Origin of the sequence: Ferruginibacter sp. (assembly GCF_031391665.1) — a bacterium.
Lineage (GTDB): Bacteria > Bacteroidota > Bacteroidia > Chitinophagales > Chitinophagaceae > Ferruginibacter.
On sequence record NZ_JANMUN010000164.1, the window covers coordinates 22,470 to 35,446 of the forward strand.

The window sequence follows — 12,977 nt, forward strand, 5'->3', positions numbered from 1 at the left end:
AAGCAATTTTTAAAGGAAAATCCCCCGAGACTACTCTTTTACTCAACATAAATAAATTGTTTAAGAACTAATGGATAAGGCTTTTGAAAAAGTATGGACTAATTGTTTAGAGATAATCAAAGACATTGTAGAATGGCAACATTTTAAAACTTGGTTTGAACCTATTAAACCGGTAGCATTAAAAGAAAAAATATTAACCATACAAGTACCAAGTCAATTTTTTTATGAGTACCTTGAAGAACATTATGTTTCGCTTTTAGCAAAAACATTAAAAAGAGAATTGGGTAAAGAGGCAAGATTAGAATACAGAATAATGGTGGATAGCGGTAACAGTAAAAACAAACCGCTAACGATGGATGTGCCGGGGCATGGTTATAAATCATATTCAAACAACGAAATGGATTTTCCACTTGTAATAAATAATCCTGTTAAGAATCCGTTTGTAATTCCGGGTCTTAAAAAAATGCAGATAGATCCGCAGTTAAATCCTGCATATGTGTTCGATGCATTTATAGAAGGCGATTGCAACCGTGTTGCCCGCCGTGCAGGTAAAACTGTTGCAGAAAAACCTGGTACCACTTCTTTTAACCCTTTAGTAATTTATGGCGGTGTTGGTTTGGGTAAAACGCATTTGGCACAGGCCATTGGCAACGAAGTAAAAAGATTACATACTAATAAAGTGGTATTATATGTAAGCTCCGAAAAATTTATCAACCAGTTTATAGATCACAGCCGCAACCAGGCCATCAACGATTTTATACATTTTTATCAATTGATAGATGTTTTAATTATTGATGATGTACAATTTTTTAACCGTGCCGAAAAATCGCAGGAAGCATTCTTCGCCATTTTTAATCATTTACACCAAAGCGGTAAACAATTAATACTAACCAGCGATAAGCCACCAAAAGATTTGGAAGGTGTGCAGGAAAGATTATTAAGCCGCTTCCGCTGGGGCTTAAGTGCCGATTTGCAGGTGCCGGATTACGATACCAAAATTGAGATATTAGAAAAAAAGATGAAGAATGATGGGTTAGAAATGCCCCGTGAGGTGGTAAAATATATTGCTTATAATATTAATAGCAACGTAAGGGAATTAGAAGGCGCTTTAATATCATTATTGGCACAATCTTCGCTTAACAAGAGAGAAATTGATCTTGAATTGGCAAAGAAAGTACTTAGAAATTTTGTAAAATCCTCCAGTAAGGAAATCACTATCGACGCCATCCAAAAAATGGTATGCGAATACTTTGACGTGCCTTACGATAAATTGCTGCAAAAAACCCGTAAAAGAGAAATTGTACAGGCAAGGCAGATTACTATGTTTTTATCTAAAGCTTTTACCAAAAACTCACTTAAAACAATTGGAGAGCATTTTGGCGGCAGAGATCATACCACGGTAATACACAGTTGCCAAACTGTAAAAGATTTAATGGATACTGACAGCCTTTTTAAAGAAAGCGTACTGGAACTGCAGCAAAAGGTTCAGCTGGCGGCAATGTAATATTGCTGTTATCTCAAAATTATTATACTGCTTATAAAATATTTTAATCTAAAAAATTAAAAATATTCTTCTTTGTATTAAGTTACAGTCATTGGGGCTGCACGAAAAATCTTAATTTTATTTTCATAATAAATAGGAGTAATTTCATCCAAACATTTTCAAGCACTTGCAATTCATTAAAGATTTTTTTAACAGTCAGAATAAAACACGGGAGTTTAAAAAACAACTGAGTAATATACTGGGTTTTACACCCGGCGATGTTGCCCTGTATAAAACTGCACTAAGCCACAGAAGTGTAAGAGAAGGGGCTGATGAAAATAACGAACGGCTGGAGTTTTTAGGCGATGCTGTTTTAAGCTCCATTGTGGCGCATTATTTATTTAGAAAATATCCCTACAAAGGCGAAGGCTTTTTAACGGAGATGCGGAGCAAAATGGTAAACCGTCAAATGCTGAACGATATAGCATTAAAGATGGGCCTTAAAAAAATTACCTTTTACAACAAGTACGATAACTCCCTTAAAATTTCTCAAATATTTGGTAATACATTAGAGGCTTTAATTGGCGCTGTGTATTTAGATAAAGGTTATGCCGGTACACAAAAGTGGGTGGAGAAATATATTATTATGCCGCATCTTTTTATTGATGACCTGGAGATAATAGAAATAAACATAAAAAATAAATTGTACGGCTGGGCCAACAAGAATGGTAAGTTATTAGAGTTTGAAACACTGAATGAAAAATTTGAAAATGGCCGCCGCTTATTTACCATTGGCGCAACTGTTGATGGGGAATTAATTGCCGAAGCAAAAGGCTATAATAAAAAAGATGCCAGCCAGATTGCGGCGCAGTTGGCGGTAGATAAATTGGGACTTTAAAAATTAAATGTTGATGGTTGAATATTTGCGAATTGAATTTCTACCATTAATTTTTTAAAGTAAATCTTTAGTGCTTACTGCCTTGCATTTAAAAACTTTCAACCATCAACTTTCAACTATCAACCATGAAATTTGGAATATTAGGAAGCGGCAGCTGGGGAACAGCCCTTGCAAAAATTTTAACCGATAACGGTAACACTATTTACTGGTTTAACCGCAGCGAAGCAGCAATCAAACATATACAAACACGCCATCACAATCCACATTATTTGCCATCGGCACATTTTAATGTTTCACAATTACATTTAACCATCAATGCCGCAGAAGTTATCTCTAATTCAGATTGTATTATTATTGCGGTTCCCTCTGCATACGCCACTGATGTTTTAAAGGGACTTGATAAAAAAATATTTGAAGGAAAAAAAATCATCTCTGCCATAAAAGGTATTTTACCCGGGCAAAATTTATTGCTGAACGATTATTTGCAAAAAGAGTTTAATGTTGAACTGAAAAATTATTTTGCCGTATTAGGCCCATGTCATGCCGAAGAGGTGGCAGCAGAAAAATTATCGTATTTAACTTTTTCTGGGGTTGATGAAGTGATGACAGCAGAATTAGCAACTTATTTTAAAACTGATTATCTCAACACAATTTGTAATAATGATATTTATGGGGTGCAGTATGCTGCTATATTAAAAAATATTTATGCGGTCGGGTCAGGTATGGCACATGGCTTAGATTATGGCGACAATTTTTTAAGTGTTTTAATTGCTAACAGCGCCGATGAAATGGCAGGTTTTCTTCGTGAACTTGGAGTAAAAAATATTCAAGTAGGTTCTATCGATCACCACCCAACCACCAACCACCAACCACCAACTACAAACTATGCTGCTTCGGTTTATCTTGGCGATTTATTAGTAACCTGTTATTCGCTGCACAGCCGCAACCGTTCATTTGGAAATATGATTGGTAAAGGACATTCGGTAAAAACTGCCCAGTTAGAAATGAGTATGGTGGCCGAGGGATATAATGCCAGTAAATGTATGCACATCATCAATCAAAAAGTTAAAGCCGATATGCCCATTGCCGAAACCATTTATAAAATTTTATGGGAAAATTTGCCTGCAGGCAAAGGATTTAACGAAATAGAAACAACGCTGGTGTAAATTTATTTTACTTTTAAGGTAGAAAATAAAACGATGCCATTCTCCTTTTCAAATATCAGCAGTACTGCAATAATCGCAATGATTATTTATCTTTCTATTGCAGAGCTGATAAAATATTATAAGAGGCGTTCTCATTCTTAATTTTTTTTAAATTAAAGGGTAAAAAATAGATCAGCAGCAATTCCATCAGCAAATAATTTTCCTTCTCTGGTTAATATAATTTTTCCGTTTTCAATTTTTAATTTTCCTGTCGCTTCATATTTGCTGCTTGAAGCTTTTATTTTGCTGCTTGCAACTTCACCAAACTTTGTACTTACATACTTTGTATTAATTCCCTCCATCGTTCTTAAAGCCGTCATAATATATTCATTCAACTGTTGCGTTTCAGTAAGTATCTCTTCTTCAAAAGGAATAATATTTTTTTGTAAAGATTGAATGTACAATGCATTATTTGCAATATTCCATCTTCGCTTGGGTGAGTAACCCTGTGAAAAATAAGAATGTGCCGAAGGACCAAAGCCATAATAGCTTGCGCCACTCCAATAACTGCTGTTGTGCTTACTGCGTAATCCGGGTTTAGCAAAATTACTTATCTCATAATGTTCATATCCGGCTTCGCTCATCCAATCCATTAATAATAAAAATTGCCGGGCTTGTTTTTCTGCATCAACAGGCGCTTTCTTTTTTAAAACAATCATTTTATCTAAAGCTGTTTTAGGCTCTACAGTTAATGCATAGCAACTGATATGCGGAATATTTTTTTCAATAACAGTTTGTACATTTTTTTTCCAGTCATCATCACTCAGTAATGGCGAGCCGTAAATTAAATCAACTGAAAAATTAGTAAAACCGGCAGCTATAATTTTATCAATACATAATAACGATTCTACTGCTGTATGTGCCCGGTTCATCCAGGTTAATTCATCTTCTATAAAACTTTGTATACCTACGCTCAGCCTGTTTATCCCAATGTTCTTCCATTCCTGCAGTTTTAAATTGGTGATATCATCGGGGTTAGCTTCTACAGTAATTTCAATGTCAGCTGCAAAAACAAAACGTTTATGCAAAGCATCAAAAATTATTTTTAAATCATCAATACTTAAAATACTTGGCGTGCCTCCACCAAAGTATAGTGTATTAACAACTTCATTTCTTATCCCTACTTCAATCTTTTCCATTTCCCTCCCCTCGGGGGAGGATAGGAGGGGCTTTATTTCCTTCACCAACGCAATAAGCAGCTCATCTTTTTGTTTTAAAGAAGTAGAAAAATGAAAATTACAATAATTACAAGCCTGCTTGCAAAAAGGAATATGTATATAGATGCCTGACAAATATTTTAGATTGTAGATTTAAGATTTTAGATTTGAATATTAATGATGAGTTTTAAAAAAATTTTGAACCCCTGTTTATTACTTGCAATAGTTTGCAACTGTATTATAATGCCTTTTGCATACGGCCAGCAACCAGCAGAAAAAAATAATCAGTATCAATTAAATATTTATTTTATTGACAAAGATACCAGCTTTAATGCGCAAGCTTTAAAATTGCAAACAACTTTCAATAATTCCATTCAATGCAATACATACATTAATAATCTGCCTGCATTGTTAAGCACTAAAGGTTATCCAACAGCTTCTGTTGACAGTGTTTGGGAAGATACTGCATCTGTCAGCATTAAACTTTTTTTAGGCAAACAATACCAATGGATAAAATTATTACCCGACAGTATCGAAAAAAAAGCACTTGATCAGAGTGGCTTTTTTGAAAAAAACTTTACCAATAAATTGCTCAATATACAGCAATTGCAAACCATACAACTGAGGGTTTTAAATTTTTACGAAAATAACGGTTACCCCTTTGCCCAGGTTTTTTTAGATAGTGTGCGTTTAGAAGAGGATAAAATAAACGCTTTACTTAAAGTTAAAAAGGGGCCATTGTATCATCTTGACAGTATCAGGGTTTTTGGTAAGGTAAAAATTTCTAAAAATTTTCTAAGTCATTATTTAAGCATACCCAATGGCAGCCTTTATAATAAAGAAAAATTAGAACAGGTGCGTAATAAAGTTTTAGAATTGCCTTACCTGCAGGAAGCAGCACCAAATGATATAACTATGCTCGGTAGTGGCTCGTTGCTTAACCTTTACCTGGCACCCAAAAAAAGCAGCCAGTTTAATTTTTTAATTGGCATTTTGCCCAATGCAGGCCAAACCAGTAAAGTACAGTTAACTGCCGATGTAAATCTTAATTTAAAAAATGTTTTAAATAGCGGGGAAAGTATTTTATTTAACTGGCAGCAATTGCAAAAAAAATCGCCCCGTTTAAATTTAGGTTACCAGCAACCTTATATTTTTAATTCTACTTTTGGTTTCGATTTTTTGTTTGATCTTTTTAAAAAAGATTCTACTTTTTTACAGGTTAACGGGCAGGTGGGGTTACAATATCTTTTGTCGGCCAACCAGGCGGGCAAATTTTTTGTGCAATGGCAAAATAGTTTTTTACTGGCAAATGGCGTAGATACCAACCAAGTAAAAGCCACAAAACAGTTACCGGTAAATATTGATGTTAACGCAGTAAATTTTGGTATTGATTACGAATGGATAAAAACTGATTACCGCTTAAACCCACGCAGCGGTAACGAAATAAAATTAACCACTTCGGTAGGTATAAAAAAAATAAAGAAAAATAACGATATAATTTCTATTAAAGATCCTTCATTTAATTACGCAACACTTTACGATTCGCTAAAAGAGCGCTCTTATCAATTAAGAATAAAATTATCAGCAGCACATTATTTTCCTGTGGGCAAACAGTCAACTTTTAAAACTGCAGTTAACGCAGGCATCTTCAACAGTCAGAATATATTTAGAAACGAGCTGTTTCAAATTGGCGGTTACAGGCTGTTACGTGGTTTTGATGAAGAAAGTATTTATGCCACTCAGTTTGCTGTGGCTACAGCCGAATACCGTATAAGGGTTAGTTTAAATTCTTACTTTTTTGGTTTTGCTGATGGGGCTATTGTTAAAAATAAATATCAAAACATCAACCTTAATAATAATTTTGTTTCAACCGGCATTGGTATAGCTTTAGAAACTAAATTGGGCTTATTAAATGTTAGCTACGCTATTGGTAAAAGAGACGATGTAAAGTTCAACATCAGGCAATCTCAGAAATTACACCTTGGTTATGTTAATTACTTTTGATAAATCTGCTTTACTCCATTTACTTTTGCAAAAAATATTTGGTTTGATAAAAAAGGGATTATTTTTTTTCAGTGTTATTTTTTTGATGCCCATATTGGTTTGTGCACAAAAGCCTGATACAATTACTGTAGAAAAAGATACGGTACAAAATCTGGTAGTGCAGGCTCCCGTTAATCAATACAATGCTGCAATAGAGGCAATACTTAATCAGAATTCTTTTTTAAACAGTAAGGGAACGCCAGTTTCGATGGTAATAAAAATAAAAAAATCACAATCAACCGATGTGGTATTTTATTTACTTGCCGGGCTGGTTTTATTAATGGGAGTAATTAAAGTTTTCTTTGCCCGGTATTTTACAAATCTGTTCAGGGTTTTCTTTAATACTTCTTTGCGGCAAAGCCAGCTTACCGATCAATTGTTGCAGGCCAAACTGCCTTCGCTTTTCTTTAATATATTTTTTATTCTAAGCGCAGGCATCTATATTTTTTTTCTTCTGGTACAATATAAGTTAATAAGCAGCCATTATCAATGGTCGATATTGGGGGCATGTATTTTAATTTTAGCCATAGTTTACCTGGTTAAGTTCAGCACCCTTAAATTTACCGGCTGGGTTACCGGCTACCGGGAATCAACAGATACTTACATTTTTATCATTTTTTTAATCTGCAAAATCATTGGGGTTGTTTTAATTCCGTTTACAGTATTAATGGCTTTTGCCCAACCTGAAATTGCAATTGCCAGTGCATTTGTTTCACTACTTATCATTGGGCTTTTGCTTTTTTTACGTTTCTTCCGCTCTTACAGCTTGCTGCAAAGCCAGTTAAAGATCAGCAGGTTTCACTTTTTTTTGTATCTAACAGGGGTAGAAATAATACCTCTTTTGCTGGTTTACAAATGGGCAGTGCTTTTTTTGAGTAAAAACATGTAGTTTTGCAAAACCATTTTCCCTTTAAAGTATGGTTAAAAACGGTTCCACAAAAGCAGATCATTCGGCTAACAGAGTTAAAAAGATACTTATTACCCAGCCAAAGCCCGAAGGCGAAAAGTCTCCGTATTTTGATCTGGCTAAAAAGCACAGTATAACTCTTGATTTCCACCCTTTTATAGTTGTGGATGGTATTATTGCTAAAGAATTCCGAAAGCAGAAAATTGATATTGTAACCTACTCCGCTGTAATATTTACCAGCAGGCATGCCATCGATCATTTCTTCCGTATCTGTCACGAAATGAAAATCAATATTTCTCAGGATACCAAGTATTTCTGCATTACCGAAGCTGTTGCCCTCTACCTTCAAAAATTTATTTTGTATCGCAAACGCAAAGTTTTTTATGGTGCCGACGGATCAAACAAAAGCATGTTTGACGTAATTAACAAACACAAGGACAATGAGAAGTTTTTGTATCCCTGCTCAGAATCCTTTGACAGTGAAGTAACCAATTGGCTAAAAGCAAATAATTGCGAATACGCTAACCCAGTTTTATACAGAATAATAAGTAATGATGTAAAAGAAGTGGTGGAAAGAAATTACGATGTGATTTGTTTTTTTACTCCCGGCGGCGTTAAAAGCCTTTTAGAAAACTTTCCCAAGTTTAAACAAAATGGTACAAAAATTGGCGCATTTGGTGCCAATACATTAAAAGCTGCAGAAGATGCTGGCTTAATACCCGATATAAAAGCACCACAACCTCAGGCACAAAGTATGGTAAGTGCGTTGGAATTATATCTTTCCTCTTACAAAAAGAAATAGTGCACAAACAATATAAATTATGAGAGGCTACACGAATGGCCTCTTTTATTTTTAATTCACTTTAGCATATAAAAATTTAAGAATGATATTTGCAGGTGTAATTGTGTGATAATCTATAAAAAACTTCAATGCCCCATCAATTTACCAACCGTTTAATTAACGAAAACAGCCCTTATCTTTTACAGCATGCACACAACCCTGTTGATTGGTATGCATGGGGCGATGAGGCCCTGCAAAAAGCAAAAATCGAAAACAAATTAATACTGGTTAGCATTGGGTATGCAGCCTGCCACTGGTGCCACGTAATGGAAAAAGAAAGTTTTGAAAATGAAACAGTGGCAAAGCAAATGAACGAAAATTTCATCAATATTAAAATAGACAGAGAAGAGCGGCCCGACCTGGACCACATTTATATGGATGCCGTACAGGCCATTACAGGTAGTGGCGGCTGGCCTTTAAATGTTTTTTTAACGCCAGATTGCAAACCTTTTTATGGTGGGACTTATTTTCCCCCTGTAAAAGCGTTTAACCGTACTTCCTGGACGGATGTTTTAACTGCATTAACACTGGCATGGAACGAAAGAAAAGATGAAATAGAATCGCAGGCTGAAAACATGATTGCTCATTTGCAAAAGTCAAACAATTTTGGGCAAACATTATCCTCTTCAAACGATAACATTTTTACAAAAGAAAATTGCGAAAATATTACAGAAAATATTTTGAAGCAGGCAGATACAGAATGGGGCGGCTTTGGTAAAGCGCCAAAATTTCCTCAAACATTTACCATTCAATATCTTTTAGAATATCATTATTACACAGGCCATAAAGAATCTTTACAACAGGCTTTGCTTTCTATTGATAAAATGATAGAGGGTGGCATTTATGATCATGCTGGCGGTGGCTTTGCCCGGTACAGTACCGATAGGGAATGGCTGGCGCCGCATTTTGAAAAAATGCTGTACGATAATGCTTTATTGCTGAATGTAATTTGCGATGCTTTTAAAATTACAAACGATAAAAAATACGAACAGGCCATTAGAAAAACCATTGCTTTTGTACAAAGAGAATTAATGGATAGTGAAGGAGGTTTTTATTCGGCATTGGATGCCGACAGCGAAGGAGTGGAGGGCAAATTTTATGTGTGGGATAAAACTGAAATTGAAACTTTATTAAAAGAAGATGCAAAAATATTTTGTGAATTTTATGATGTAATTGATAAGGGCAACTGGGAAGGAAAAAATATACTTCGTATTTTAAAAAGTGCTGAAAATTTTACCGCCGAAAAAAATATTACCGAAAGCAAACTGGAGATTATCCTAAACCATTGCCTTGAAAAATTATTAGAAGAAAGAAGTAAAAGAGTAAGACCAATAACCGATGATAAAATTTTGCTGGGCTGGAATAGTTTAATGATAACTGCATTGTGCAAAGCCGCCGCAGCTTTAAATGAAGAAGAGTATAAAAATCTTGCAGAAAAAACAATGCGTTTTATCCTGGAAAAATTCAGGGAAAATAAATTTAGCTTTCAACTTTTTCATACTTACAAACAAGGCATTGCAAAATACCCTGCTTTTTTAGATGATTATGCTTATACAATACAGGCCTGTATTCAGTTGCAGGAAATTACTTCTGATACAGCTTATCTTGATACAGCAAAAGAAATTACCCGGTTTGTAATAGAAAATTTTATGGATGAAGAAACCAATTTCTTTTATTTCACCAATAAAAACCAAAACGATATCATTTTACGTAAAAAGGAAGTGTATGATGGTGCTACACCATCGGGCAACAGCGTTATGGCCGAAAACTTATTTTATCTCTCCATAGTATTCAACAACAGCCAATGGTATAACATTGCCCAAAAAATTACAACATCACTTGGCACAGCAATTGTACGTTATCCAACATCTTTTGGTGTTTGGGCATCCTTATTATTAAAAAATACGTTTGGCATTAATGAGGTGGTAATTGTGGGGAATAACTTTTACGGATTAAGAAACGAACTTTTAAAACAGTATTTGCCCGGTAAAATTTTGCAGTCGGCATTAAATGAAAATAGTAATTTTCCTATGCTAAATGGTAAAAATGCTGCTAATGAAACACTTATTTTCTTGTGCAAACAATATACCTGCAAAACACCCGTTTTCAATATTGAAGCATTAGTAAAACAGATTAAAGAAGAATAAAATTTAAGCAGTAATCACAATAATTGATTTTTTCCGTCGTTTATGATTTTTGGGATCATATTTTGTTGAAAAATTTAATCCGGGAAACAGTTGTAAAACGACGATAATTCAAAATAATCGTTACATTTGCTTATCACCCTCAAAGTTAAAAACAATGAAGAACAATCTGTTCTGCATGATAGCTGTAGTCGCTATCGCATCAACTTCTGCAAGCTGTAAAATGCTTGGTGGAAAAAACAAATCCGGCGGGTCACTACCCAACGATGGTCAATTACATGGTGTTGCACCTGCATCAAGATGGAGTTTGCCAAAACCTCCCGGAATGGTGTACATCAATCCAGGTACCTTTCACATGGGCCCAAGCGACGAAGATGTTAGCTATGCCTACACAGCCCGGAACAAATCAGTTTCTATCAGCGGCTTTTGGATGGATGCTACAGAAATTACCAACAACGAATACCGTCAGTTTACCCATTGGGTAAGAGATTCAATTGCCGGTCATTTAATGGGCTTTGAAAAACAAGGCACTGATGGTAATACCTACCTCGACTGGAAAAGAATTAAAACAATTAAATGGGGCGATAAGGCAACTTTAGAAAAAATTGATGCCATGATCGTTACTCCTGATAACCGCATATTTGGTAAAAAAGAAATTGACGCTACTAAAATAGAGTATCAGTCAGAAACTTTTGATTACAAAGCCGCAGCTATGAACAGGGATGCAACTATTCCACGTTCTACTTACATGATTAAGAAGCCGGTTAAAGTTTATCCTGATACACTTTGCTGGATAAGAGATTTTTCTTACTCTTATAATGAGCCAATGAGCAAGCAATATTACAGTCACCCTGCTTTTGGAAATTATCCTGTAGTTGGTGTAAGCTGGAAACAGGCTACTGCTTTTTGCGAATGGAGAACGCATTTTCTTAATGCTTTCTTAGAAGGAAAGAAAAGAAATGCTGAATCAGATTTTCGTTTACCAACAGAAGCTCAGTGGGAGTATGCAGCACGTGGCGGAAGAAGCCAGGCATCTTACCCCTGGGGTGGATATTATCTTAGAAATAAAAAAGGCTGTTTGTTAGCTAACTTTAAACCAGGCCGTGGTAACTACCCAGAAGATGGCGGGTTATATACAGTAAGAGCTGATGCTTACTGGCCTAACGATTTTGGTTTGTATAATATGGCAGGTAATGTTGCAGAATGGACATCATCTTTATATTACGAAGGTGCTTATAACTTTCAACACGACTTAAACCCCGATATCAGATACAACGCTAAAGAAACAGATAAGCCCCGTGACAAACGCAAGGTATTACGTGGAGGAAGCTGGAAAGATGTTGGCGCATTATTAAGATGCGGTACACGTAATTACGAATACCAGGATACAGCTAAATCCTACATTGGATTCCGTTGTGTGATTGATTTGCCTCCGGCTCCTAAGAAAGGCAAAAAATAAAAACATTTCCAAAATTAAAAACTTATTGAGGCTGCCCGTGATACTAAAAATTACGGGCATCTTATAAACTTTTGTATAATTCAATCAATCTTAAATTAACCCCCAGTTAAAACTTTAAAATTTAAAACGTCATGGCTAAGTACAAAAAAAGAACGTTCCTCACTCTAATTGATGTATTGGTAAGTGCAGGTGCAGCAGTAATCATTTTTGCAGCATGGGCAAAATTAACGCACCAGTCTTATGCAGATGTGCTGCTTACTGTTGGTATGTGGACAGAAACCGGCATCTTCTTAATATATGCCGCAATCGAATGGATTAAACCAAAGCATCACGAAGAAGACGACGATATTCCGGAAGTAGCAGTAGCAAGTTCTAATCCATTATTATCTATGGATAAAATGATGCAGGATGCAGAGATCAATCCATCTAACTTAAAAAAATTAGGCGAAAGCTTTAATAAATTACAGGGTTCTGTAGCCAACATTGCTGATGTAAGCGATGTGGTAAAAAACACCAGCGATTTTGGTGCTAAAACAAAAGAAGCAACTGTAGCAATAGGTAACATGAGTAGTGCGTTTACAGCAAGTGCTGCTTCAATGTCTTCGTTTAACAATGCTTCTGAAGCTGCAAAAGGTTTTCACGAGCAGGTACAGGGCCTTACTAAAAATTTAGGTTCATTAAATACTATTTACGAGCTGGAATTGAAAGAAGCCAACAACCATTTAAAATCGTTAAACAATTTTTATGGTAAGCTTAACGAAGCCAGTGCAACAATGATGGCCAGTGTGGATGATGCTACAAAAGCAAAAGAGCAAATTGGTGCTTTAGCTAATAACCTGG

At 35.4% G+C, this 12,977-nt stretch carries 10 protein-coding genes; 9 read left to right on the top strand and 1 reads right to left on the bottom strand.

What is annotated here, in order from left to right; all coding sequences use genetic code 11:
- The first annotated feature begins 70 nt into the window (after window positions 1-70).
- From dnaA to ACY651_RS12265, 3 genes are all read left to right on the top strand, one after another.
- A complete protein-coding gene (gene dnaA, locus ACY651_RS12255) occupies window positions 71-1,504 on the top strand; it encodes a chromosomal replication initiator protein DnaA (RefSeq protein ID WP_462253116.1) in 1,434 nt (477 codons plus the stop codon).
- 166 nt (window positions 1,505-1,670) lie between these two features.
- Window positions 1,671-2,381, top strand: coding sequence for a ribonuclease III (gene rnc, locus ACY651_RS12260; RefSeq protein ID WP_462253118.1), 711 nt, complete (start codon window positions 1,671-1,673; stop codon window positions 2,379-2,381).
- Between the two features lie 125 nt (window positions 2,382-2,506).
- Complete coding sequence (locus tag ACY651_RS12265) at window positions 2,507-3,547, top strand: NAD(P)H-dependent glycerol-3-phosphate dehydrogenase (RefSeq protein ID WP_462253120.1); 1,041 nt, start codon at window positions 2,507-2,509, stop codon at window positions 3,545-3,547.
- Between the two features lie 152 nt (window positions 3,548-3,699).
- Here ACY651_RS12265 and hemW read toward each other — a convergent pair whose 3' ends face one another.
- The gene (hemW, locus tag ACY651_RS12270) at window positions 3,700-4,878 is read right to left on the bottom strand and encodes a radical SAM family heme chaperone HemW (RefSeq protein WP_462253122.1); all 1,179 of its coding nucleotides are present in this window, start codon (window positions 4,876-4,878) and stop codon (window positions 3,700-3,702) included.
- Between the two features lie 108 nt (window positions 4,879-4,986).
- Here hemW and ACY651_RS12275 point away from each other — a divergent pair, with 108 nt between their 5' ends.
- The 6 genes from ACY651_RS12275 to porL form a co-directional block, all read left to right on the top strand.
- Window positions 4,987-6,747, top strand: a complete 1,761-nt coding sequence (locus tag ACY651_RS12275) for a BamA/TamA family outer membrane protein (RefSeq protein WP_462253124.1) — start codon at window positions 4,987-4,989, stop codon at window positions 6,745-6,747.
- 43 nt (window positions 6,748-6,790) lie between these two features.
- Window positions 6,791-7,675 carry a DUF4271 domain-containing protein gene (locus ACY651_RS12280; RefSeq protein ID WP_462253126.1) on the top strand — a complete coding sequence of 295 codons (885 nt, stop codon included), beginning with the start codon at window positions 6,791-6,793 and terminating at the stop codon, window positions 7,673-7,675.
- A 28-nt stretch (window positions 7,676-7,703) separates the two neighbouring features.
- On the top strand, window positions 7,704-8,495 hold the full coding sequence (locus ACY651_RS12285; protein ID WP_462253128.1) for a uroporphyrinogen-III synthase: 792 nt from the start codon (window positions 7,704-7,706) through the stop codon (window positions 8,493-8,495).
- A 128-nt stretch (window positions 8,496-8,623) separates the two neighbouring features.
- Window positions 8,624-10,681: a thioredoxin domain-containing protein gene (locus tag ACY651_RS12290; protein WP_462253130.1), complete on the top strand. Its 2,058-nt coding sequence runs from the start codon at window positions 8,624-8,626 to the stop codon at window positions 10,679-10,681.
- Between the two features lie 175 nt (window positions 10,682-10,856).
- Window positions 10,857-12,137: a T9SS ring complex lipoprotein PorK/GldK gene (porK, locus tag ACY651_RS12295; protein WP_462253132.1), complete on the top strand. Its 1,281-nt coding sequence runs from the start codon at window positions 10,857-10,859 to the stop codon at window positions 12,135-12,137.
- Window positions 12,138-12,268: 131 nt separating this feature from the next.
- A partial coding sequence (gene porL, locus ACY651_RS12300; RefSeq protein ID WP_462253134.1) for a type IX secretion system motor protein PorL/GldL occupies window positions 12,269-12,977 on the top strand: 709 nt, incomplete at its 3' end.

Coding starts and splice junctions, on each gene's coding strand:
- dnaA (WP_462253116.1), top strand. CDS start 71: ATGGATAAGGCTTTTGAAAAAGTATGGACTAATTGTTTAGAGATAATC.
- ACY651_RS12265 (WP_462253120.1), top strand. CDS start 2,507: ATGAAATTTGGAATATTAGGAAGCGGCAGCTGGGGAACAGCCCTTGCA.
- ACY651_RS12275 (WP_462253124.1), top strand. CDS start 4,987: ATGCCTTTTGCATACGGCCAGCAACCAGCAGAAAAAAATAATCAGTAT.
- ACY651_RS12285 (WP_462253128.1), top strand. CDS start 7,704: ATGGTTAAAAACGGTTCCACAAAAGCAGATCATTCGGCTAACAGAGTT.
- ACY651_RS12290 (WP_462253130.1), top strand. CDS start 8,624: ATGCCCCATCAATTTACCAACCGTTTAATTAACGAAAACAGCCCTTAT.
- porK (WP_462253132.1), top strand. CDS start 10,857: ATGATAGCTGTAGTCGCTATCGCATCAACTTCTGCAAGCTGTAAAATG.